Consider the following 23605-nt stretch of genomic DNA (forward strand, 5'->3'; position numbering starts at 1 on the left):
GAGTGTTTTCGTAAATCAATATTGCCATATTCAAACACCGCTAGCGCGGTACTCAACAAGCTAACATAACGCTTAAGCGCGCTACGCTGTCATCGAACACCATTCTAGTCGTCATATCAACAAACTAAGTGACTTGCCAATGACTCTTTATTAAAGGAGCATTGAACATAATGATGACAACAACCCAACTTGGACAATACCGTTATTGCATAAACATTAATCGAGCGGTATCGAACTCGTGCATCCGTAATGGGCACATGACTCATATTCGACACCGCATAAGTGTTAATTTAAGGTCGCTTCAATTAAATGTTGAATATCTTTTACTGCCTGCTCACCCGCTTTAATGGCTTCTTTTGCACGATGAAATTCCATTGTGCCAATGTCATTAACATAAGGCACAATACAAATATCTGGTGGCTCGCCCATTAAACGCGAGCGTTTATGGCGTTGTTCTAAAATATCCATTGATTGTGACATAACGGCCAACATACCTGGATGGGATTTTGAACTGCCTATAGCAAGCTTGTCAGTTAAGACACTCATGTAGTCTTTGCCTTTGCCCCATAAATCCATAAAACCTGATTCAAGCTCTGCCTTTTCATCAATCGTCTCTGACTTACTCGCTTTTCGGCTTTTTACTTGCTCTGGGGCCTTATGAAGTTGATCACGGCGATGACCGTTTAAATCCACTGCAATAACCACATCAACCCCCATCGAACGGGCTAATGACACAGGTACCGGATTGACCACGGCGCCGTCAACAACCCAGCGATGACCTTGCTGTACTGGGGGTAAAAAGCCGGGCATAGAACATGAGGCGCGAACCGCATGGCGTAAGTCACCTTCTTTAAACCAAATCTCTTGTCCAGAATATAAATCGGTAGCCACTGCAGCAAAAGGACGTTTTAACTGTTCAATGTTGATATCGCCAATGCGATTAGCTAAGACATCAAATACTTTCTCGCCGCTAATTAAGCCGCCTTTACGCCAGCCTAAGTCCATTAATCCGAGTACGTCCCAACTCGAAAAACCACTCACCCAGGTTTCAAGTTCACCCAAATGATTATTCGCATAGGCCGCGCCCACTAATGCACCCACTGAACAACCCGCAACTTTGTCAGGGTAAATATCTAACTTGGCTAAACCATTCAATACCCCAATATGTGCCCAACCTTTCGCGGCTCCACTGCCTAGGGCTAATCCCACGGTGAGCTTTGTCATCTTTTTTCCTTCCATGCTCAGCATATTAATCTTTACGAAAAGGTTCGGCAGAATCGACCAATAGCGATGCCGAACGAGGGCAATAATATAAAGCTAAAAAATAGCATAACTAAAGCGACTCTTGTTGGCTATAGCAAGGTGAAACAGCTATAATCACCGGCTTACATTTTTTAGGGGATTTACCTTTGCAATTTACCGATTTTTCGTTGGACAAGCGCCTGCTTGACAGTTTAAAGCACCTTGGCATTTCTACGCCTACCGATGTTCAAGCGCAAGCACTTCCCATTGCCTTATCAGGTAAAGATTTAATGGCATCGTCTAAAACGGGCTCAGGTAAAACCTTAGCGTTTTTACTGCCAGCAATGCAACGGGTAATCTCTTCAAGAGCATTGTCGAAAAAAGATCCTCGGGTACTCATCTTATTACCGACACGTGAATTAGCCCAGCAAGTTTATGGCCAATTACGCTTATTAGTCGCCAATACTCAATATAAGGCCATTAGCGTACTCGGTGGTGAGAACTTTAATGACCAAGCCAAAGCCTTGTCGAGAGATCCTCACTTTATTGTCGCCACGCCTGGACGTATTGCGGACCACTTACAACAGCGTCACTTGTATTTAAATGGCCTAGAATTGTTGGTTCTTGACGAGGCTGACCGTATGCTCGATTTAGGTTTTGCTCCGCAGTTAAAAGCGATTAATGATGCAGCCGATCATAAACGTCGCCAAACCTTGATGTTTTCAGCTACGTTAGATCATGACAGCATTAATGACATTGCCGCAACGCTACTCAAAACACCGAGTCATGTATCGATTGGTGAGTCTTACACAGAACATAAAGACATTGAGCAGCGTATTATTTTGGTGGATCATTTAGACCATAAGCAAGCCTTGCTGCAGCACATTTTAACTCAAGAGCAACACAAGCAAGTAATTGTATTTACGGCAACACGTTCAGACACAGACCGTATAGCCACTTTATTAGCATCACAAGGCTTTACCACCTCTGCGCTCAGTGGTGATTTAAAGCAATCGGCTCGTAACCAGATTATGGATCAATTTGCTCGAGGCCAATCACAGATATTAGTGACCACAGATGTAGCATCACGCGGCCTTGATTTAATCAACGTATCGTTAGTGATTAACTTTGATATGCCAAAGTTTGCTGAAGAATACGTCCATCGTATTGGTCGTACTGGCCGAGCGGGCGCTAAAGGCGATGCGGTCTCATTTGTGGGTCCTAAAGATTGGGACAGCTTTAAAAAAGTACAACTGTTTTTACGTAAAAACTTTGAGCCCACTGTGATTGAAGGCTTAAAAGCTAAGTTTACCGGCCTAAAAGATAAGCCTCAAGCAGGTAAAGCAGCGGTTAGTACCAAAGGTGTTGAAGTCAGTAAAAGAGCCAGCGCCACTAAAAAACCTAAAGCGGCACCCAAGAGTGATAAACGCTTTATTACTGGCGTCGATGTCGGTGATGCGCCAGTACGCCGTAAAGTAAAACCGATTCAAGTTATTGAAGACGACGGCACAACAGAAGACTAAATCGCTCTCAAACTGCGATAACAAATGATGGATGTAGGGTAATCGTTACCCTACACAAATGAACGATAACGACAATGCCAACGGCACTCTCGTATGAATAAACCAGTAAGGATTAACATGAAAATTTGTGGTGTTGAATTAAAAGGCGGCGAAGCCATTATCTGTTTACTGACCTATGAAGGCGAAACGTTTAACGTGCCAGCATGTCGTAAAGTCTCATTCAGTATTTCACAATCGGCAAGCACTGAATCAATTCGTGAATTCAACTTTGCGTTTCAAAAATTAATCGCCGATTATAAAGTCGATGAGATAGCCATTATTGAACGTGAACAAAAAGGTAAATTTGCAGGCAGTGCCACCAGCTTTAAACTGGAAGCAGCCATTCAATTAAGTGATATCCCTGTTACGCTTATTTCTCCTTTGATCGTTAAAGAGCAATTAAAGCGTAACCCACCACAAGTTGACTTTGAATCATTAGATCTAAAACGCGTCCAGCTTAATGCATTTGACGTTGCTTATGTTCAGCATAACCGACTCATCTTCGGTAAAGTGTAATCCACTGCTGCCACCGTTCTATATTGGCGTTACCGATACCGACACAGATAGCGGTAACGTCAAAAACAATCAGTTGACCTATGTCAGACAATAAAGCGCCCAAAGCCCCACCTAAAATGCCCGTCAAATCGGCAAGCCAAGCATTAAAACCCAAAACCGATATAAGCCTGTTGATCACTAGCGCCGACATTAAAAAACAGCAAAATGAGCAAAGTGCGTTACGGTATTTAAACGGTTACCAGCCTGACGTGGTTGATAAAATTCGCCAATTGGTTGATGCAAACGCATTAGGCACCCACTTTTTAACCCGTTACCCGAAAGTACACGACGTTCGCACAGACAAAGCCTTGTATGATATGGCAATAGCATTAAAAAATACGTATATGCGTCAATCAGATCCATTAGCCAAAGTCATTTTTGATGACAAGATTAGCTTAAGCCATCACGCGCTAGGTTTGCATTCATTTGTTAATCGCCGTCAAGGTAATAAAGTCAAAGCCAAAAATGAAATTCGAATTACCTCGCGCTTAAAGCACATTCCGTTTGAGCTATTGCAAATGGTGGTAGTGCACGAATTGGCTCACCTGCGGGAGAAAGAGCACAACAAAGCGTTTTATCAACTGTGCACCTTCATGCTCGCGGATTACCATCAGTTAGAATTTGATATGCGAGTCTGGTTAGTAGCCGAAGAAGTGGGCCAATCGCCTTACGCGAAATAATCGATGAGCTTTTAGCTCAACTTTTTGCTTTTAAAAAGTTGCCCAGAAATTGAGCTCAGACATCATCCAATTAGATTGTGTTGTAACTCATTTCTGGACGAAAATAAGTTACTGCATAGATACAACTGTTTTCACTTCGCATGAGTAAAAGTATTAGATTTTGCGCCCTCTTGTTTAGGCGCTTATTAGCTACACATTTACTGGAATACTGATTTGTTATTTGAGTAAAAGCGATAATAAGCAGAGTGCAAAGGTGTTTCTTGTGTTTCACACCAGTACACCTCTATTAAAGAACTCATTGTTTTTAAGTCACTTACTTGTCCATAAAAATTTACGTAGGGCGTTTTTACTTTTTTTTCAACGAATAACTCAATTGCTTGCTGTGCTCTCTTCTGAGCATGTGAGTGTAAAACTAATTTAGCTTCACGTCCTACAGACGTAGCATCTCCACAAGTAATAACTTCTGAACTATATGCAATACCAGAACAGAATAAAGCAAATAAAATTGAAATATACTTCATCGTTTTCCTGTATCGCTAACACGCAATAAACGGCGAGAAACAGTTTGCTAAAATGGAGCGGAATGAGCCAACTGTTAAGAGTCCGACTTAAAAACCCTTGTTATCATTCGTCTTGCGAGCTGCTCTCTTGGGACTAAAGAACCCACAAGCCTCCCGAGTAGCAGTCGTTGGTTGATCCCAAGAGCCACATAAATCTTTTTGATTTTCTGGCGTTCTTGTAAACTGTCTACATTGCCCACATCGATGCATTGGTAGCTCCACTAAATAAAAATAACTTTATGCAAATCAAAATAATTCACCTTTTATTGGCTCCTAACAACTTATTGAACGGCTCGTCAAATAAAGTCTGCCGCTTAAGTTATTGATTAATAGCATCCTACAATTGTTATATCTTTGATGTAAAGCGACAAATTATTCGCCAAATACATCGCCACCCGTTTTTGAAGAAAAGGTTAGTGGCCATGTTATCTGGCAGTTTTTTGATTTATCTATGGGAAATGACAAAAGGCTAGACATCCAACCCTTTGTTAGCCAAATAAATTAATAAGTGAATATCCCACCATTTTAACGAAAGAGAACACTGTAATGACTGATATCGTGATATTTTTCAGTTTACAGTTATTGATGGATAACCGCCCTCTTCGTTCACGTTATTCCCATTCGCCTAATATTTTATTGAGTAACACATTTAATGCTGTTTTTTCATTTTTAGATAAAAAAGCCATTTTTTCTTGCTCTTGTTGATGTAATTCAACAATTACTTTGCCAATTAAAGATTTACCCTTCTCGGTTAGTTGAACTAACTTTCCACGTTTATCTTGTGGGTTATCTACACGCTCGATAAAACCTGCATTAGTGATCCGATTTAACAATTTAGTCAAACCTCCGGAGCTAAACAACATAGAATGAGATAATGCTGTGGCTGATAAACAGTGCGGTGGTGGTTCTTTTCTCAATGTTTCTAATGCACTAAAATCAGCCGATTGGAGGCCATAACGTTCAACTACTTTAGTTAAATTCTGCTGTAAATGTTGGTGAATTCGATGAATTTTTAATATTTCAGGTGAAATATTTTGATTGGATTCCGGCCAATTCTCTGCTGTTTTTGTCAGTATGCTAGTAATTGATTTTTGTTTGCTCATAATCTCATTCCTTGTTAATGAAGACAATATAACTTGCTAGAAAGCTAAAATACAACTACTATCTTCCTTTCTGGAAAGCAAGTTAGGCTGTTATGAGTAAGTTTATTTCTACACCATTATTATTTTTATTGGCGGGTATCTCCGCATTAACACCTTTTGCAACAGACGGGTATTTATCCGCTCTTCCGGTCATGGCTGAAGATCTCAATACGGATATATCATTGATAGCGGTGACGGTTAGTTTGTATATCTTTGGCCTCGCTATTGGTCAATTGATTGGCGGACCATTATCAGACAGATTCGGTCGCAAGCCTGTCATTATCACAGGTTTGGCCATATTTTCCATTGCGAGTTTTTTTATTCCCTATGGCCATTCAATAGAAATGCTTTGGGGATTGCGTATGATCCAAGCTATCGGCGGTGGTATTGCCGTTGTCGGTGTTCCTGCCATTATAAGAGACAACACGTCAGGAAAAGATTCTGCTCGGTTATTTTCATTAATTATGTTGATTACTATGCTGGCTCCTTCAATTGCGCCTTCCGTGGGAACTGTCATTTTAAAGACCCTGGACTGGGGCTGGATTTTTACTTCATTAGCATTGCTCGGTCTTATAGTGACCATATCGGTCATCGTCATCATGCCCAAAGAAACTAAAACTAAACAAAGGGTTAAAAATCGTGGTTACCTTAGTGTGTTTAGAGAACGTCGTGCATTAGGTTATTTATTAGCTCAAGGTTTTGGCTTCTCTGTCTTAATTACTTTTTTGACTAATGCTCCTTTTGCCTACATGGAGCAATTCCATGTTGATGAGGCGTTTTTCTCTGGATTATTGATCCTTAATGTTGCTGGGGTTGCTGTTATAAATCGTCTTAACCATTTTTTATTACAGCGGATTGAGCCGAATCAATTATTGAAAATATTTTTAAGTATTCAGATGCTTGGTGTGTTGATATTGGTGGTTGCAACCGCCTTTTTCCCTAACATTTTGTGGCTAACTGTATTTGGTTTTGTTGCGACAACAGCAACAATAGGAGGAATAATGCCCAATTCAAGTGCCTGTTTTATGAATTATTTTGGTAAAAATGCAGGGATTGCAGCGGCAACCTTAGGTGCGACTCAATATCTTGTTGGGGCAGCAGTGAGCGCTCTAGCAGCAATATTGAGTGATGATTCCCTATGGCCGATTGTGCTTATAATGACGACCGCCACGATCATTGCACTTTGTGGTGCGCTCTACCGACCACAAGCTCAGGCTGAAGATAACGTTCAAAACCTCAGCCATGCTGGTTAAGTTATTTTTTCTGAGTGAAATACATTGAAATACATTGAAATACATAGCTGAAATACATAGCGGCCCATTTTTTGAAATAACAAATAACCCCTTTCTATTTGAGTTGCGATCACCTTGTATAATTTTATCATCGAGCAAATTCAACAGGATGGTTTAACAAATTAGCACTCGATGGCCAATTCATCAGTAATATGGTCGATTTAACACAGCAGGATAGCTTGATATCAATCAAGCCTAAAGTGATGTTATGGGATTAAAAAGTTAGCGTTTAGGCACACGACCAGCGCTGGTAGTTTGCTGCGCCTTGGCGTCATTTTCGGTCTAAATGTACATATACAACACTTAACTTGAGGCCGTTGAAGACTCTTTACAAAAGACTGCGTGAGCCTGAAGGCCTTTCTCGCACATCCATGTGCTTCAAGGCATCCTGCCTATCAGATCCCCATAGGAAGCTATAGCATTTTCACTCTTTACTGCAAGATGAGCCGAAGCAGGCTTCAAATGAAGTTAAAAACTGGATCAATCCCCATAGCGACCTTTTCGCAGCGGTTATTTAATCTATTGGAAAAATGTTGCGGGGCGGCTGGGCGGCTGGGCCAATTATTTTATAAAGAATAAAGAGACAATAGCCGTTGGTTTCCTCTTGGTCTGATGTGGCGAAGCGCCACGATGTTAGTGGCCGCAGGCCATAAATAATAGATCAAAAAAACTGACTCGCAACCATGACTAGGAGAATGAAAAACTAAAATACCAACACAACATGGATACCCGCAAGCCATAAAAAATGCAGCCCTTAGGCTGCATTTTTTATGGCTATCACAACTACACTCGGTGTAATAAGCCTCAGCTAATTAACCCAAATCCATCATCATGCTTCGGCTACGTACCAAAGCTTGAAAGGCGTGTAATTGCTTTTTAGGTAAGACTTTAGCTTCTGCGATGTCGGCTTTCATTGCGTCTACCGGACGACCATTCACAATATACTCATAATGTAAGTGTGGACCCGTTGACGCACCCGTATTACCTGATAATGCAATCACCTGCCCTCGTTTTACACGTTGGCCTCGTTTAACTAAAAATTTCGACAGATGCAGGTAACGAGTACGCACTTTATTGTTATGTTCAATCACAATATAGTTACCCGCGAAAGCATGCTTCTTAACCAGCGTCACCACACCATCACCCGGAGCCACCACTTGAGTACCAATAGGGGTAGCAAAGTCGGTACCATTATGTGGCCGAATCCGACCCGTAATCGGGTGTTTGCGGTTGGGGTTGAACCGAGAACTTAACCGCACAGTTCTATTTAATGGGATACGTTGGAAAGCAGGCGTTAAACTTTGACCTTTAATATCGTAATAGTTGCCATCAGCATTTTGAAACGCGGTAATGTCCCGACGCCCGGTATTAATACGAATGCCTTCAATCGATGTGATACCTGTTGGTTCACCTTCAACAAATTGATCGTTGACTAAAACCGAAAATGTATCACCTGCACGTAACTCACGTGAAAAGTTTAATTTTGACTTTAACAGTGATTCGACTTTCTGAATCTCGGCAGCACTTAGGCCTGCATTTTTAGCCGATACATAAAAAGAGCCGTTAATTTCACCGCCCACAATGCGGTTTTGCCATATGCCATCGATATTAATGTCATTTACGGCGTAAGTTCCGTCTTTAAAACGAGTAAATACCACTTGATGAGCAGGGTTAAAATACAGCTCTAATTTATCAAGTTCACCATCGGCATTATCCCAAAATTGGATGCGGTTACCCGGTAACAGGGTATCTAAAGCTAAAACTTCTAAATCAGCCTCAAGCACTTTATACATGGTTCGTTGGTCAATACCGGCTAATTCAAACAAACGACTTAAGGTATCACCACTTTCAATCACCCGATTTAAAATAGGTGTTGCAGGCTTAACGATCGTCAAAGCTGTATCTTGCTGAGCTATGTGTGGCAATAATGAATCAATATCAATGGCCACAGGAATACGTTGTGATGAAAACTCTTGTTGTGTTGGCCATAAAAGCGCAGCGCCTACAGCAAATACACTTACTAACAAGACTTTCTTGTGCAGGTTTGTCACGTTTGGTAAGTTCAATTGACTTGCGGCTAGCCGCTGGAAGTCCATAACTTTACTTATTAGCAATATCTAATCCACCCTAAAAGACGACTCTTTATATTTATTTTATTTTACTGCACATTGTTATTGCGACACAGAGGCTAACGTCAGTTAACGCTATGTCATTATCTCATTTTTATAATGAAAATAACCCTACACTTGATACTACGCCATCCGGTAAAAACGGTTTAACATACCGACTTTTGCACTCAAATTACATTCCAACACTCTTTTATATCAAAAAACAATCATATTACAAATATAAAATATTATTTATTTAACCTTTAATTTGAACTCGATTGCAGTAATCACTGGAGTTTGAGGCAGATCACCCTGCATTAATCGCAAATTCATTCTGTAATTTGCTAATACCAAGACCGTTCATTTTATTCACTTTTATCTGTACATCGATCCGCTCTTTCATGGCTTCAATATGGCTAATGACGCCTATCATTTTGCCCGATGCATTTAAATTATCTAATGCATCTAATGCAGTATCTAATGTCTGGCTGTCCAAGGTACCAAAGCCCTCATCTAAAAAGAGTGAGTCAATGCTCGTTTTATGACTTACTAGATCAGATAACGCCAACGCAAGGGCTAAGCTAACTAAAAAGCTCTCACCACCAGACAGTGTACGGGTATCGCGCACTGTGTCACCTTGCCAGGTATCGAGCACTTGTAATTCTAATGCATCTGACTCTTTGCGTTCGAGTAAGTAACGGCCTTGTAAGCGTTCAAGCTGTCGATTCGCTAATGCGACTAAATGATCTAATGTAAGCCCTTGGGCAAATTTACGGAACTTATCGCCTTTTTGTGAGCCTATTAGTGCATGCAAATAAGCGAGGTCGTCGTAAACTTGCTGCTGTTGTGCCTGCTCTTTTAGCAATTGTTGCTGCCCTTCGCGCTTACTTGCATCTAGCTCTAGCTCATGGGTTAACCGCCAAAGCGTCTGCGTTAATTGTTGATGCTCAGAATCGAGGGCTTGATGCCGTTGGAGCATGACGGCTTGTTGGGTTAAATCATAGTTATGTTGTTGACCAAGCAGAGCAAGCTCCGCTTGCAACGCAATGGCTTGCTCAACTAAGGTATTTGCCTTAACAATGTCATTGTCTAACTGTTGTTTAAGCTGTTGCAACCTGTGACGCTCATCAGCACAGAGTAATGCTTGCTCGAAAGCTTGTTGGTCGGAAAATGGGCTCGCTTGTAGAGCACTATTCCATTGGCTTTGTAATTGCTGCCATTCTTGATTAACTTGTGTTGCCTGAACTTGCATGGATTGCTGCTGTGCACTTAAGCTGGCAAGGTGCTTATCTGCTATTTGTAATTGCTGCTGTACTAACTCAAATTGTTGTTGTGCTTGATCTAACACCGTTTGACTGCGTTGTTTTTCATCCTCAATGACTTTATCAGCAAAGACCTCGTTACGTTGACCTAACACAGTACTGAGCTGCGTCTGTACCTTATCAACTTGTTCACTGATCGCGGTTAACTTGGCGGTCTGCTCGTCCGCTTGCTGATGATTGGCCATGAGCTTTTCAGCTGTGATACTCAATTGCTGCTGATTGTCGACAGCCTGCTGCTGCGCTTGAGTCCAACACTCGAGTTGTTGTTGTAACTCGTTGAGCCATATAACGGCATTCACTATTGTTGGCGGCGTTAACCCTGAAGCAGTAATTTGTGTTTCAAGCGCATTGATTAATGCAGTTTGCTGCGCAGTGACGGCCTCAATGTGCTGTTGATGGTTGAGTAAACCTTGCTGCAAGTTATCAAGCTGTTGTTGTAATAACCCTTGCTGATTGATCTGCTTAACGAGCGCTTGCTGTGCTTGAATCACATACTGTTGGTGTTGATGTAACGTTTTTTGACATTGGCTAAGCTCAGTAATGGTGACAGCCAATTGCTGTTGTTTGGTTTCGGTTTGGGCAATGTAATCGGTTAATGCTTGTTCTTGCTGCAAATCCAACTCAAGAGAGATTGATAATGTCTCAGTTTGCTGCCGCCACTGCTGCGCAATGGTTTGAATATCTGTGTGAATTTGACTTAGCTGTTGTTGTAAATTGTCATCGTTAACTTGTAACGCCGTTTGCTGATGGTTAAGTTGCTCACCTTGCTGTTTAATCACATCAAGTTCAGCTTGTAACTGTTGCGCCCTTTGCTCGGTAACCGACACATTCAGCGCTTCATAGCGCTCAACTAGCGGATGATCGGTCGAGCCGCACAAGGCGCAAGGCTCACCCGCTTTTAGTTTGGCGCGCTCGATGGTTAAATTGGCAATTTGTTGCTCTTGCTGTAGCAACATTTGAACATCTTTAACTTGCTGATTTTTATCACTCCACTGAGTTCTCACCACAGTAAGAGACTGTAGCAGTGCCTGCAACTCAGTCTTAAATTGCGCCGATTGACGGGTTAACTGCTGACATTGCTGTTGCTGGCGTGCAAACTGGCTAAACAACTGGGTTAATTGATAACGCCCAGATTGCTGCTGAACAACTTGCTGATAATCATCATTAATTTTCGTTTCGTCTTGTCCAGCCAACAGCGTAATTAATGCTTTTTGGCTGTCATCTTGCTGCGCTGTCGCCTGAGTTAGCTCCGCTTGAGCCTGTTGTATTTGCGGCGCGAGCGCAGTGAGTGTGTCTTGAGTTTGTTTTATGCCGGCTTGTTGCTGAGTACATTGGTTATGAATTTGGCTACGTTGGTCACTTAGTTGCACAACTTGTGTGTATTGGGTTTGCCAAGCGGCAAACTTTTTAGCCACTTCTTGACCTTGAGGCAAACTATCAAGTTGATGATCAATTTGCTGCTTCGCCGCTGTCAGCGCCTGTTGCTGGGTCAATAACAGTTGTTGTTGCTCGCGGCCCTTTTGTTGCTGTTCATATGTTTGTTGATGGGTTAATTTGACCTGAGATAACTGATAACTGTGCTGATTAATTTGTTGATCCAGCGGCAGTACTTGCTCATCGATCAACGACAGCAGTGTTTTATGCGCCTGATTAACTTGCTTAACCTGTTGCTGGCCCTGTGTGTGCTGGTGTTTATGGGTTTGCAGTGCCGTTTCAGCTTGCTCGGTTTGTTGGCTTAATTGACGGATCTGTGCGGTTAACTCTTGGACTTTTTTGTGCGCTTTTTGCTGTTGCTCAAATAATGGCAAAATGTGTTGTGCCGGCTCGCTATGCTGCAATTGTATTAACGCTTCACTATGTTGCTGCTGGCACGTTAGCGCGTCTTGCTGTTCGCCCTGAACCTTTACCAATGCCTGCTGTGCTTGCTCAGAATTAGTGGCCCAAGTGATAAATTGGCTTAACTGAGTCAGTTGTAATTGTTGCTGCACCAATGTTTGTTTAAATTGTTCAATTTGTTTATTTTGTTGATCGACTTGTTGTTCATCAAACAACTCGACACTGCCCAGTTTGGCCTCGAGTAATTTCACATTAGTCTTGGCTTCACTAAAGTGCTGATGAACCCGCTCAGAAATAAGCCCGTAAATTTCAGTACCGGTGAGCTCTTCAAGTAATTCCGCTCGGTCATTGGCATCGGCATTCAAAAAAGCGGCAAACTGCCCTTGAGATAACATCATCGATTTAGTGAAGCGAGCAAAGTCGAGCCCGGTGATCTGTTCAATGAGTTCCGTTTTGCGCTTTATTTGACTGGCAAGAATTTTACCGTCACTCAGTTGTGCCAGTTCCACTTGAGCATCTTGCAAGTTACCGTCGGCTTTGTCGCGCGAGCGACGTTGGCTCCAAAAGGCGCGGTAGGCAATGCCTTTCACTTCAAATTCGACTTCGGCTAAACACTCTGCGGTGCCGCGAGTCATTAACTCGTTAGTGGTTTTAGAGATATTATTTAACCGCGGCGTTCGGTGGTAAAGCGCTAAGCAAATGGCATCGAGTATCGTGGTTTTGCCTGAACCCGTTGGGCCTGTGATGGCAAATAGTCCGTTTTCAGCAAAAGGCGATTGGGTAAAGTCGATTTTCCACTCGTTTTTAAGCGAGTTAATATTTTTAAAACGAAGGCTTAAAATTTTCATGACTGTTCACCGTCTGTAGCACTTTTTGTTGCAACCTCTGTTTTACCATGATGGGTCATCGTTTCTTGCAGAACATGGCTCGCGGCGGTTTCTTGGGTGTTTCGCTCTGACTCCACCTCGGCAACTATTTGGCTAAAGCGCTGCTTAATTCGGCCTAATTGTGCCTGTTGGGGATCGCTGTCAAATTGCTCTTGGGCTAAACGGCGCGCAAACACTTCCTCGACACTCAACTCGGATAAGGTTTCATTATCAAGCTTTTTAATGTGTTGCTGTCGTTGACTACGGGCACGCTTTAATTGCAATACCTCAACCGCCTTGTCTTGAGTCATGTCAGCAATACGAGACTGTAGATCAGACAAATAGTCTTGCTGCGATACTTCAATGCTTAACCAAGTGGTTTTTGTCGCGGCTGTTTGAGAAGAAAATGCATTTATCTGCTGCTCAATGCTATCTAAATCACCTTTTAGCACCTGCATGGGCTGAAAAATAGGCACCATTAATGGCGTGACGAGGGATAATTGAGCATCAGTAAATTCAACCAAAAACACTGATTTATTACTGGTGTTATTGGTCGATAGTTCATCAAAACTTAATGCTATCGGTGAGCCGCTGTAACGAATATGCGCAGATTTCGCCACCACTTGTGGGCGATGAATATGGCCTAATGCAATGTAGTCTGCCGCGGGGAAATGTGCCGCATTAAAGGCATCTAAACTGCCAATATAGATATCACGTACTGATTCTGAAGTGCTGGCTCCTACCGTGGTTAAATGACCTGTCGCCACAATGGGTACCTGCGTGGTAAATGTGCTATTGAGCTGCTTAGCTTGCTCAAAACAACGCTGATATAACGCACTAATGGCATCACCCAGTTTGCGTTGCTTATCCATTGAAGACTCACCAGATTCACTTAACACTACATCACGTGGGCGTAAAAAAGGTAACCCACATAAAATAGCCCCAATTTCACCTTGGCGGGTTTTAAGTGCAAATACATGCTCTTCAAAATGTTCTAATGCACCAGGGATCACGATAGTATTAAGGCAAGCCAGTAGATGTTTAGATTCATTCAAGGTCGAAACAGAATCGTGATTACCGCCCAGTAAAATCAGCTGGCAACCCGTTTGTTGAATTTGAACAATAAATTGATTGTACAGTGCTCTGGCATAACTTGGCGGAGTGCCAGTATCGAAAATATCGCCAGCAACAATAATGGCATCAACTTGATGGAGGCTTATTTGCTCAAGTAACCATGTCATAAAGGCTTGGTGCTCGGCTGCGCGGCTTTTGCCATAAAAATATTGGCCAAGATGCCAATCTGATGTGTGAATGATGCGCATAACATCCCTTTAAATATAAACAAACATGAACGTCAAATAATGATGGCGTGAATAAGCCCAAATTATCGATACTATGACCACATGTAGATCACATGTATTGCGACCACAATAATTTCCCGCTCATACCTAATGACATCACCACCACCAAAGGTTTAATAATTTTAACCCCTTTAGTGACCACTAAACGTGAGCCTAACGTTGCGCCAACCGCTTGGCCAACGAGCATAATTAATCCCAGCACGACCGCCACTTGCCCCCCGATAAGAAAGAAAATTAGCGAGGCGATGTTAGTCGCAAAGTTTAATAATTTAGCATGAGCAGTTGCTTTGGCTAAACCAAACCCAGCCAATGAGACAAACGCTAACGCAAAGAAACTCCCAGTACCGGGACCGAAAAAACCATCATAAAACCCAACGACTAATGCCGCAGTGAAGGCAAAAACACTCGGAGTAAGAATTTGCTGGCGATCTTGCTCGCTAATTTTTTTAGAGAATAAAAAATAACAGCCAATCGCTAAAATCAAAAATGGTAGCACCACTTCCAGTAGTTTTGCATCGATCATTTGTACTAATATTGTGCCGATAGAGGCACCGATAAATGCGCATAACAATGACAGTTTTATGCTAGGCAAATCAACCATTCCTTTGCGCACAAAATATAAACTCGCAAAAAAACTACCACCACATGCTTGCAGTTTATTGGTACCCAATGCGGCCGCAGGCGGCAATCCCGCCCACATTAATGCCGGTATAGTCAGTAACCCTCCGCCACCGGCAATCGCGTCAATAAAACCCGCAACCAAAGCAACAAAAAATAAAATAACCGCGAGCTGGAGCGTGAGTTCAAACATTACGTTTCTCGTTATTAGCAACAAGGGTGAAGTCGGTAAGACATAAGACGAGGCGTTATTAGACAATCTTTATCGTCAAAATACAAAGCGTTCCGAGATATTTATTCAATTTTACTTAACTAATAGCGACTCTGGAAAATAAATGATTATTAAATAGCTCAATGTTTGACTATTCACCTTCCATTGATAGTCGTTGATGCAACACAAGCACTTTGCGGTTCACTTATGCATTGGTATAGTAGCCAACCTAATGTAAATTTGGCTGAAGGTTTTATTATGATTGTTATTACGGGCGCGAGCAGCGGCTTAGGCGCTGCACTGACTCAACAATATGCAGCAGAAGATCATACCCTGTTGATCACTGGTCGCAGTGAGCAAAAATTAGCGGATGTAATGGCCAGCTTGACTCCTCTTGAGCAAGTTAAGGTGCAGACTCACGCAGCAGACTTATGTGTGGCAGAAGAGGTCAGTGATTTATTTTCGCGTTTATCAACGCCACCAAGCAGCGTGATCCATTGTGCTGGTAGTGGTTATTTTGGCCCAATTGAACAGCAAACGCCGCAAGCTATTAATCAGTTGATCAACAACAACCTAACTTCAAGCATTCTGGTATTACGAGAGTTGGTAAGTCGTTATCGCGATCACAAGGTCACGGTTATCGTGGTGATGTCGACCGCAGCGCAAGCAGGTAAAGCCAATGAGTCAACCTATTGTGCAGTAAAATGGGCGGTTAAAGGCTTAGTTGAATCGTTGCGATTAGAATTAAAAGATAGCCCGATGAAATTAATTGCGGTATATCCAGGAGGAATGGCAACAGACTTTTGGCAAACTAGTGGCAAAGACATTAATACCTCAAGCTTTATGACCGCAACAGAAGCCGCCGCCATGCTCAAACAAGCCTTAATAGCGACAGAACATGGTTATGTCTCTGACATCACCATTAACCGAGGTTAATATTCCGTTAATTAGTTAACCTAAAGTAGAACGAACGGTTTATTATCCCAAGTTAACTGCTAGTGATGTTTTTGAGTTTGGGTTTATTTGGGTAAAAATGGTTTGGTTGACCAATACCAGCAATATATCCACCCTGCGGGCGCAAAAATAACGTTTAACACTATGGCGTAAAAACCAACTAACGGTAAATTAGGGGTTTTACCTTTGGCAAACTTTAAGGTAAAGAACACCACAACCAAGGTTAAAACGAAAATAATTTGACCAATCAATGTGGCATTTAAATTCATGATGTTACCCTTTTAACCATCAAGCCCGTTATGCTGAAATAGCAACGACGTTGCTGATGATACCTCATATTAGATTATTGATAAGGCTACTACAATGTGTAAAAAAGTCGTCGTAATACTGCTGTCGATAAGCCTTGTTCTGGGCTTGTCAGCTTGCGCTGAATTAAAACACACTGGCAAAGAAATTGGTCACACCACCAAAAAAGTGACCACTGCAATCGGTCACGGGACCCGCGATACCGTCAAGGCCATTGGTCACGGAACCAAAGAAGTCATTAATGACATAAAAGAAGATGACTAAACCCTGTCGCTTTATATCATCAAAAAGCCGTTAATGCTGGGCATTAACGGCTTTTTGATTCATTGAATGATTCATTGAATGATTCATTCAATAAATCAATCTTTAGTGATGGCGATGTTAGTGCTTGCAATGCTCGCTGTGCACATGGTCATCATCAGTAAATTCACTATCGCTAGCTTGGTTTTGCATTACGCCCCAACCATCAGAAATACCGTCAAACTCTTGCGCAAAGCTATTTAACTCAGTTTCTTTGGCAACAAGTGCTGCGTAATCAGGTACCATTTGCAGGCAAACAATCACTTCCCACTTAGTGCTTTCTTCATCAAAGTTAACCTCAAGCTCACCTTGCATGTCGGTTTGACTTAATGCTTCTAACGCCGATTCGGCATCACGTTGGTCATCAAACACTAAGAAGAAATCTACTTCTATTGATTGAGTAAGGTCAATACCGGCATCAGCCATTGCAGCCAACATTTGGCCATTATCATCGTCTGGGAATTGCATTTATCAATCCTTAGTCTGCAGGAACAATTTCAATTGTCGCGTCATTGAACGAAATTATATCGCCAACAACACACTTTTTACGTTTACGAGTATCAACGTCACCATTGACGGTAACTTGACCTTCAGTAATGACATGCTTTGCTTCGCCACCGCCGTTCACTAAACCGAGTACTTTTAGTACTTTGTACAGTTCTACGAATTCATCACCTTGAAGTAATGCAAACGCTTGAGTTTGAGTCGTCACAATAATCGCCTTTTAATCAAAATATGCTGGCTATTATAGCCTATGCCAGTTTAGCAAGCATCAAGCATTTTGAATGGGCTACTAAACGCATATTGAAACCCTAATTGATGACTGATTAATTGACCGTCGATAATTTTGCTTGGCTGTTGCTGCTGATTAAACTGCGGGGCAATTAATCCAAGATGCTCGGCGGCGGCAGCATAAAACGCTCCACGAGTAGGATGTTCATTTGCTGTGAGATTATAAATCGGTAACGTATCCGTACGAGAAAGGATCAAGCTAACGGCTGCAATACAGTCATCTAAATGCACTAGGTTAACCGCTACATTAGCGCCGCTAACATCGGTTTTACCCGCAAAAAAACGTCCCGGATGACGCTTAGGTCCAACTAAGCCTGAAAATCGCACAACACAGCTATTTGCCATTGCTGAAAATATGGCTTCAGCTTGCAATAAGGTGTGACTGGTATCATTAAATGCGCCAGCATCTTGTTCGGTTACCGTTTGATTTAGCGACGGATAGACCCCAGTGGAACTGATAAAAATAACTTTTTGATATTGGCGTTCACCCATCAAATTTTTCAACTGGGTTAAATAGCCAAGATAGTCAGTTTCACCTCGTCGCAGTCCTGGCGGTAAGTTAATCACAATGGCGTCAGCATCGAATAAAGTCGCCTTTTTTACCTGGGTAGTCACATTCGCCAAATCTAATTGATAAGCCTCAATACCAGCTTGCTGTAATTGAGCTAAATCATCAGGATGACGTTTTGACGCTTTAACCTGAAAACCTTGTTTCATTAATTGTGTGGCGAGCGGAAAACCAAACCAACCGCATCCGATAAGGGTAATTGTGTTCATCTATCCTCAATATTACTTCGTTAAGTCTTAATGATTGAAGTTATTGAAGTAAAAGCTGATTGGACTATTAACTTGCAATGTTTTCATTGCCCCATCAGATAAGTCATCTAACTTTACAACTTCTTTCACTTGGACATCTTCATTAATTAAAAATCGAAAGCTAGGCTCTGCACCGCTGACATTACAAGACCACACATGTGGCTGCTTGACATCGGCGGTAGTCATCATCACCTTCGCGATGCTGTCGTCAGTTAAGCGCACTATAGTGCCAGGTGGATAGATACCTAAAATTTTGACTAACACCGAAATCAAATTATCACTGTGTTTACTACTGTGAGTTTTAAATAAAATACCCAGTGCAATTTGCGGAGTCTGGTATTGGTGTAATAAGGTTTCATAGTCATTGGCTAATGACACTATTTGGGTGGTGAGTAAAATGTTGGCTTCAGTCAAATGATGAGGATAACCACTGCCATCAATAAACTCGTGATGATGCAACACAATGTCTAACATAGCGTCAGGAAATAACCCCGTCCGCTTAAGCATCTCATGGCCAAAATTAGGGTGCATTTTTAAAAAATTACTTTCATGATCGCTTAACTCACCACGCTTACGCCTGATAACATCAGGCACTTTGAGTTTACCGATATCGTGAAACAAGCTGCCTAATGCAACGTCACGGACATCTTTTTTAGGCAGTGATAATGTGTGGCCAATCATCATAGAAATAACCGCGACTGAAATACCATGTTGAGTCACACTCACATCCGTCTCACCACTGCTCACTAAGGTTAAGTGAGGGGTTTCGCTTTCATACAAATGTTCAACTAAATCTTCGACTAACGTAGCAGTTTCACGATAAGCGCCTTCGGGATCACTCACTATTTTACCAAATCCCGTTCTGATATCATTAACTGATTTCAAAAATCGCTGTTGACTGACTCGGATACTTTTTTTAGCCAATGGTCGATAATCAATGTCTTGATTAACGACTTTTTCGGGCTGTTCAATTTCAACAGGAACATCAATTTTAGGCAGTAAGTCATGCCCATCAACCAGGTACACAAATGACACATCGAGACCTTTGATCATCTCGATTTGAATTTGTTGTTCAATCTTAACTTTACTGCGAAAAAAAGGATGGCTTGTCCATGACAAAGGCAGCTTAACGGTTAACCCGATAACCATTTGCGATACAGGTATTTGTGTTAATTCGACTTTAGCCAAAGTATTGATCCTTTTCACATTCGCCACGTTATAGCTAAGATGATAATGTCATTCTTACACTAACATTTTCAGTAATAGAGTTATGTGTATCAAGGCCTTACATCTTTACCTTTTGGATCACAGTTAATATAGAGCATTTATACCAAGCCGTACATTGTTTAGTATGTTACTTGATCTCGTCATCAGATGAGGTTTCAACTTTTACTGCGGTATCATCTGCTGTCCAGTCGGCAAAGTAGTAATATAACCTCTTTGATTTAAACACATAAATGACTGACCAAAATAGAAAAAGTGCATCAATCGAATAGCTAATTTTAAACAAATAGTCATCGTGCACCATCCGCTGAAATAAAAATAGTCCATCAACAATGAGTAATCCCCATAACAACCAACCACTATATCGAAATAAAGGCATTAATATCGGCCAACTGCGTTTACGCTCGGCAATAATAAGTCCATAAATCAACACCGCACCGACACCGGTAATTAAGGCCAATATAAAATCGCTTTTTTCAGGATAAAACAACCGAACTAAACCTGATCGATCATTAAACTGGGTCAAGGATGCAATAAAAATACACCAGCCACGGGCTAAGAAAACCAAGATCAAATATAAAAACAAGGGTGGTTTTATGTGGCCGCGATCATCAAGCCAAGTAATATTACTAAAATTCACAATAAACTCTTATCGGCGGCCACAAGTATAAATTAAGCATCAATATCATCAGCATTAGTTGGATGCATTCAGTAAATCCAGCAAACCTTGTTCATCTATCACAGTAACACCCAACGCCTCTGCTTTTGCGAGCTTAGAGCCAGCAGCCTCACCCGCGACAACACAATCGGTATTTTTAGATACACTGCCGGCTACTTTTGCCCCTAATGCCTGTAAGCGTGCTTTGGCGTCATTGCGATTAAGTTGCGTCAATGTACCGGTTAACACCCAAGTTTGACCTTTTAGGCTCAATTGCGACTCATCAGCTTTTTCTATTACAGGCCAAGTAATTCCGGCGTTAAGCAGCTGCTCAATCACTTCAATGTTATGGGACTGAGCAAAAAATTGACGGATATGTTTTGCCACAATTTCACCCACATCTGCCACTTCAAGTAATTGCTCGACACTGGCATCGCAGATCAGCTCAAAATCGGCAAAGTGTTGTGCTAAGTTGGCAGCAGTAGCCTCGCCAACTTCACGAATGCCTAAACTATATAAAAAACGCGCCAACGTGGTCGTTTTAGCCTCTTTAATAGCAGCGACAATATTAGTCGCTGACTTCATTGCCATGCGATCTAACATAGTGACAGTCGAAGGCGTTAGCTTAAATAAGTCTGCAGGGGTTTTAACCAATTCTTTATCGATCAGTTGTTCGACAATTTTGTCACCCATGCCGTCAATATTTAATGCTTTACGGGAGGCAAAATGTTTAATGGCCTCTTTACGCTGAGCTTCACAAAATAATCCTCCACTGCAACGCGCTGTGGCTTCGCCCTCTAAACGCTCAACAGTACTTTGGCAAACAGGGCAGTGATCGGGAAAGATTATATCTTGAGCCTCATCGAGACGTTTTTCTGGAACAATCGCGACAATTTGCGGGATCACATCACCGGCGCGACGAATAATCACGGTGTCGCCAATCTTAACGCCTAAACGGGCAATTTCATCAGCATTGTGCAAGGTGGCATTAGACACAGTTACGCCACCGACAAATACAGGTTTGAGACGGGCAACCGGAGTGACAGCGCCCGTTCTACCTACCTGAAAATCAACCGACTCTAACAGGGTCATTTCTTCTTGTGCTGGGAATTTGTATGCGATGGCCCATCGAGGTGCTTTGGCTACAAAGCCCAGAGTCAGCTGCTTAGCAATGTCATTGACCTTAATCACCACACCATCAATTTCATAGGCAAGCGCACTGCGCCTGGCCATAATATCAGCATAATACGCGTATACTTTATCGACTGAATCAGCCACTTTTACTTCACTGCTGACCGGGACGCCCCATTGTTTTAATTGAGACAACTGGCCAAAATGGCTTGTTTGCATCGGTTGTGATTCACCTTCCACCACGCCTAATGCATAAGCATAAAATCCTAGTGCGCGTGCAGCGGTAATTTTACTGTCTAATTGGCGTAAACTGCCTGCCGCGGCGTTACGCGGATTAACAAATACTTTGTCGCCTTTACCGATTTGACGCTGGTTTAACGCCTCAAATGCCGCTTTGGGCATAAACACTTCACCACGAACTTCAACTAAATCCGGAAATCCTTCACCACGTAATTTAAGTGGGATGGATCTAATTGTGCGCACATTTTCAGTAATATCTTCACCCACACTACCATCACCTCGTGTTGCTGCGCGTTCAAGAACGCCCAAACGATAGGTAATACTCACCGCGAGACCATCGAGTTTAGGTTCGCAAACATACTCAGTGCTATCGACTTTATCGATAATACGCTTGTTAAATGCCGCAAAATCAACTTGCTCAAACGCATTGTCGAGGCTTAACATCGGTTTAAGGTGGGTAATTTGGGAAAATTTTTGTAAGGCCATCCCACCGACTCGTTGGGTCGGTGAATCTATGGCTTTACATTGCGGATAGTCACGCTCTAACTCAGTTAAGCGTTTAATTAATCTATCGTATTCAGCATCGGGTATCGACGGAGCATCATCAACGTAATAGCGAATATTATGTTGATTAATAGTGTGAGTCAGTTGATCCATTTCAGTTTGAATAGCGTGCATTGTGGTATCCGTCATACGAGTTGTAACCGTGATATTCTTGATAAAGAGTAAAGGCATAAAACAATTAAGGCCGCTGCTGCGGCCTTAATAAAAATATCTACCTACGCCGCATTCAGTCGTCGTAGATAATCTTTTTTGGTCTCATCTGACCAAGGTTGACGTTGTCCGTCTAATAATTGGGCACCGAGATCATCGGCAATTTGATAGGCCGAGTTCAGCATTATGGTAAAGTTCATTAACGGATCACCATAACAAGGTAATGTCATAAATAACACCACGCCTTGAGTGACAAACTGCTCCATTTGATCTGGGTCAAAGATGCCAGGTTTTAACATGTTAGCGAGTGAAAACAGCACCTTGCCCGTGCCGGCATTATCAATGTGGCGATGAAAAATATCCATCTCACCGAATTTAAAATTAAGCGATAACAAGCTTGGCAGTAATTCTGCTCCCTGAATTTGCTCACCTTCTTTAGCAACAATATGCAGCACTAATACATCGGTAGGCTCAGCAAGTTCATTAACAGGCGCATCCGCAGGCGGATTAATGTTAACGCTAGGGTCAACTTCAGTATCAACTTCAGCATCAACTTTAGGCACTGCAGCTTGCCCCGTTGGCTTAATCGGATCCGGTTTGGTTACAGTAGGCTTACCTGTGTAGCTTTCTAACTTGGCCGTACTGGTTGAAGGATTAAATATCTTTTTAGGGGTGTTCATTGACACGTTTGCAGTGGGTTCGGGTTGAACCTCATCGTCAACAAATAACGCTTGTTGAGTGGGGTGCGCCGCTTTAGGTTCAACATGGGCAGGCTTAGACTTTTTAGGATCAGGCTGACGCAACGAGTCACGTAGTGGAGTGTCCGATAACCTAGCCTCGCTCGGATTGGATTTTTGGCTTAACTGGGTCTTAAGTATCGGCTTAACAACGGGTTCTTCAATGTCATCTGATTTGCGCACGCGCACTTTACCAATACCATCTGCGTCAAAACCTTCAGAGTCTGTACGTTCAGCTTGGTCTTTATAAAATCCAGCCATCGGACTTTGCTTCATTGATTTAGGTTGTTGTTTACGAATCGACCAAAAACCGTGCACTAACACCGCAATAATTGCGATTGCGCCTAATACGAACAACACAAGTTGTAAATCTTTCAT

21 protein-coding genes are annotated in these 23605 nt (G+C 42.2%); 6 read left to right on the forward strand and 15 right to left on the reverse strand.

Annotation, left to right across the window (positions count from 1 at the left end; all coding sequences use genetic code 11):
- Positions 1–285: 285 nt before the first annotated feature.
- Positions 286–1224, reverse strand: a complete 939-nt coding sequence (gene rssA, locus EGC80_RS19105) for a patatin-like phospholipase RssA (protein ID WP_124011777.1) — start codon at positions 1222–1224, stop codon at positions 286–288.
- Between the two features lie 185 nt (positions 1225–1409).
- Between rssA and EGC80_RS19110 the strand changes: the two genes are divergently transcribed.
- The 3 genes from EGC80_RS19110 (at position 1410) to EGC80_RS19120 (ending at position 4039) form a co-directional block, all read left to right on the forward strand.
- Positions 1410–2765: a DEAD/DEAH box helicase gene (locus EGC80_RS19110; RefSeq protein WP_101032123.1), complete on the forward strand. Its 1356-nt coding sequence runs from the start codon at positions 1410–1412 to the stop codon at positions 2763–2765.
- 117 nt (positions 2766–2882) lie between these two features.
- Positions 2883–3320: a DUF3010 family protein gene (locus EGC80_RS19115; protein ID WP_101032124.1), complete on the forward strand. Its 438-nt coding sequence runs from the start codon at positions 2883–2885 to the stop codon at positions 3318–3320.
- A 116-nt stretch (positions 3321–3436) separates the two neighbouring features.
- Complete coding sequence (locus EGC80_RS19120; RefSeq protein ID WP_101034695.1) at positions 3437–4039, forward strand: YgjP-like metallopeptidase domain-containing protein; 603 nt, start codon at positions 3437–3439, stop codon at positions 4037–4039.
- A 197-nt stretch (positions 4040–4236) separates the two neighbouring features.
- Here EGC80_RS19120 and EGC80_RS19125 read toward each other — a convergent pair whose 3' ends face one another.
- Entirely contained in the window at positions 4237–4560 is a 324-nt protein-coding gene (locus EGC80_RS19125) for a hypothetical protein (protein ID WP_124011778.1), read from the reverse strand.
- Between the two features lie 650 nt (positions 4561–5210).
- The gene (locus tag EGC80_RS19130; protein WP_124011779.1) at positions 5211–5702 is read right to left on the reverse strand and encodes a MarR family winged helix-turn-helix transcriptional regulator; all 492 of its coding nucleotides are present in this window, start codon (positions 5700–5702) and stop codon (positions 5211–5213) included.
- 92 nt (positions 5703–5794) lie between these two features.
- Here EGC80_RS19130 and EGC80_RS19135 point away from each other — a divergent pair, with 92 nt between their 5' ends.
- Complete coding sequence (locus EGC80_RS19135; RefSeq protein ID WP_124011780.1) at positions 5795–6994, forward strand: multidrug effflux MFS transporter; 1200 nt, start codon at positions 5795–5797, stop codon at positions 6992–6994.
- 851 nt (positions 6995–7845) lie between these two features.
- Here the strand turns inward: EGC80_RS19135 and EGC80_RS19140 are convergent.
- The 4 genes from EGC80_RS19140 to EGC80_RS19155 form a co-directional block, all read right to left on the reverse strand.
- A complete protein-coding gene (locus EGC80_RS19140) occupies positions 7846–9129 on the reverse strand; it encodes a peptidoglycan DD-metalloendopeptidase family protein (RefSeq protein ID WP_164839576.1) in 1284 nt (427 codons plus the stop codon).
- A 319-nt stretch (positions 9130–9448) separates the two neighbouring features.
- Entirely contained in the window at positions 9449–13147 is a 3699-nt protein-coding gene (locus EGC80_RS19145) for an AAA family ATPase (protein ID WP_124011781.1), read from the reverse strand.
- Positions 13144–14487 (reverse strand): exonuclease subunit SbcD, encoded by a 1344-nt coding sequence (sbcD, locus tag EGC80_RS19150; protein ID WP_124011782.1) that lies wholly within the window; start codon positions 14485–14487, stop codon positions 13144–13146. Before sbcD ends, EGC80_RS19145 begins: the two co-directional genes overlap by 4 nt.
- 88 nt (positions 14488–14575) lie before the next feature.
- Positions 14576–15337 carry a TSUP family transporter gene (locus EGC80_RS19155; protein ID WP_101032129.1) on the reverse strand — a complete coding sequence of 254 codons (762 nt, stop codon included), beginning with the start codon at positions 15335–15337 and terminating at the stop codon, positions 14576–14578.
- A 276-nt stretch (positions 15338–15613) separates the two neighbouring features.
- On the opposite strand from EGC80_RS19155, the gene EGC80_RS19160 reads away from it, so the two are divergent.
- Positions 15614–16291 (forward strand): SDR family NAD(P)-dependent oxidoreductase, encoded by a 678-nt coding sequence (locus EGC80_RS19160; RefSeq protein WP_124011783.1) that lies wholly within the window; start codon positions 15614–15616, stop codon positions 16289–16291.
- Between the two features lie 83 nt (positions 16292–16374).
- On the opposite strand, the gene EGC80_RS19165 is transcribed toward EGC80_RS19160, so the two are convergent.
- Complete coding sequence (locus EGC80_RS19165) at positions 16375–16578, reverse strand: hypothetical protein (RefSeq protein WP_101032130.1); 204 nt, start codon at positions 16576–16578, stop codon at positions 16375–16377.
- Positions 16579–16672: 94 nt separating this feature from the next.
- Here EGC80_RS19165 and EGC80_RS19170 point away from each other — a divergent pair, with 94 nt between their 5' ends.
- Positions 16673–16879, forward strand: coding sequence for a hypothetical protein (locus EGC80_RS19170; RefSeq protein ID WP_101032131.1), 207 nt, complete (start codon positions 16673–16675; stop codon positions 16877–16879).
- A gap of 117 nt (positions 16880–16996) precedes the next feature.
- Here EGC80_RS19170 and EGC80_RS19175 read toward each other — a convergent pair whose 3' ends face one another.
- The 7 genes from EGC80_RS19175 to zipA all read right to left on the reverse strand — a co-directional run bounded on the left by EGC80_RS19175 (position 16997) and on the right by zipA (position 23605).
- A complete protein-coding gene (locus EGC80_RS19175; RefSeq protein ID WP_124011784.1) occupies positions 16997–17383 on the reverse strand; it encodes a ribonuclease E inhibitor RraB in 387 nt (128 codons plus the stop codon).
- 10 nt (positions 17384–17393) lie between these two features.
- Positions 17394–17627: an RNA-binding S4 domain-containing protein gene (locus EGC80_RS19180; RefSeq protein ID WP_101032133.1), complete on the reverse strand. Its 234-nt coding sequence runs from the start codon at positions 17625–17627 to the stop codon at positions 17394–17396.
- A 50-nt stretch (positions 17628–17677) separates the two neighbouring features.
- Positions 17678–18484, reverse strand: coding sequence for an SDR family oxidoreductase (locus EGC80_RS19185; protein WP_124011785.1), 807 nt, complete (start codon positions 18482–18484; stop codon positions 17678–17680).
- Positions 18485–18511: 27 nt separating this feature from the next.
- Positions 18512–19711, reverse strand: a complete 1200-nt coding sequence (locus EGC80_RS19190) for an HD-GYP domain-containing protein (RefSeq protein ID WP_124011786.1) — start codon at positions 19709–19711, stop codon at positions 18512–18514.
- A 166-nt stretch (positions 19712–19877) separates the two neighbouring features.
- On the reverse strand, positions 19878–20387 hold the full coding sequence (locus tag EGC80_RS19195) for a DUF2919 domain-containing protein (RefSeq protein ID WP_101032136.1): 510 nt from the start codon (positions 20385–20387) through the stop codon (positions 19878–19880).
- 54 nt (positions 20388–20441) lie between these two features.
- A complete protein-coding gene (ligA, locus tag EGC80_RS19200) occupies positions 20442–22454 on the reverse strand; it encodes an NAD-dependent DNA ligase LigA (RefSeq protein WP_124011787.1) in 2013 nt (670 codons plus the stop codon).
- A gap of 101 nt (positions 22455–22555) precedes the next feature.
- Positions 22556–23605: a cell division protein ZipA gene (gene zipA / locus EGC80_RS19205; RefSeq protein ID WP_101032138.1), complete on the reverse strand. Its 1050-nt coding sequence runs from the start codon at positions 23603–23605 to the stop codon at positions 22556–22558.

The sequence above is a fragment of the Shewanella psychromarinicola genome, from assembly GCF_003855155.1.
Classification (GTDB): Bacteria; Pseudomonadota; Gammaproteobacteria; order Enterobacterales; family Shewanellaceae; genus Shewanella; species Shewanella psychromarinicola.

Excerpts from the sequence above, each read along its gene's own strand:
- EGC80_RS19185 (WP_124011785.1), bottom strand. The coding sequence starts at position 18,484 with ATGAACACAATTACCCTTATCGGATGCGGTTGGTTTGGTTTTCCGCTC.
- EGC80_RS19130 (WP_124011779.1), bottom strand. The coding sequence starts at position 5,702 with ATGAGCAAACAAAAATCAATTACTAGCATACTGACAAAAACAGCAGAG.
- EGC80_RS19140 (WP_164839576.1), bottom strand. The coding sequence starts at position 9,129 with ATGGACTTCCAGCGGCTAGCCGCAAGTCAATTGAACTTACCAAACGTG.
- EGC80_RS19120 (WP_101034695.1), top strand. The coding sequence starts at position 3,437 with ATGCCCGTCAAATCGGCAAGCCAAGCATTAAAACCCAAAACCGATATA.
- EGC80_RS19155 (WP_101032129.1), bottom strand. The coding sequence starts at position 15,337 with ATGTTTGAACTCACGCTCCAGCTCGCGGTTATTTTATTTTTTGTTGCT.
- zipA (WP_101032138.1), bottom strand. The coding sequence starts at position 23,605 with ATGAAAGATTTACAACTTGTGTTGTTCGTATTAGGCGCAATCGCAATT.
- sbcD (WP_124011782.1), bottom strand. The coding sequence starts at position 14,487 with ATGCGCATCATTCACACATCAGATTGGCATCTTGGCCAATATTTTTAT.
- ligA (WP_124011787.1), bottom strand. The coding sequence starts at position 22,454 with ATGCACGCTATTCAAACTGAAATGGATCAACTGACTCACACTATTAAT.
- EGC80_RS19135 (WP_124011780.1), top strand. The coding sequence starts at position 5,795 with ATGAGTAAGTTTATTTCTACACCATTATTATTTTTATTGGCGGGTATC.
- EGC80_RS19115 (WP_101032124.1), top strand. The coding sequence starts at position 2,883 with ATGAAAATTTGTGGTGTTGAATTAAAAGGCGGCGAAGCCATTATCTGT.
- EGC80_RS19175 (WP_124011784.1), bottom strand. The coding sequence starts at position 17,383 with ATGCAATTCCCAGACGATGATAATGGCCAAATGTTGGCTGCAATGGCT.
- EGC80_RS19125 (WP_124011778.1), bottom strand. The coding sequence starts at position 4,560 with ATGAAGTATATTTCAATTTTATTTGCTTTATTCTGTTCTGGTATTGCA.
- EGC80_RS19165 (WP_101032130.1), bottom strand. The coding sequence starts at position 16,578 with ATGAATTTAAATGCCACATTGATTGGTCAAATTATTTTCGTTTTAACC.
- EGC80_RS19170 (WP_101032131.1), top strand. The coding sequence starts at position 16,673 with ATGTGTAAAAAAGTCGTCGTAATACTGCTGTCGATAAGCCTTGTTCTG.
- EGC80_RS19145 (WP_124011781.1), bottom strand. The coding sequence starts at position 13,147 with ATGAAAATTTTAAGCCTTCGTTTTAAAAATATTAACTCGCTTAAAAAC.
- rssA (WP_124011777.1), bottom strand. The coding sequence starts at position 1,224 with ATGACAAAGCTCACCGTGGGATTAGCCCTAGGCAGTGGAGCCGCGAAA.
- EGC80_RS19160 (WP_124011783.1), top strand. The coding sequence starts at position 15,614 with ATGATTGTTATTACGGGCGCGAGCAGCGGCTTAGGCGCTGCACTGACT.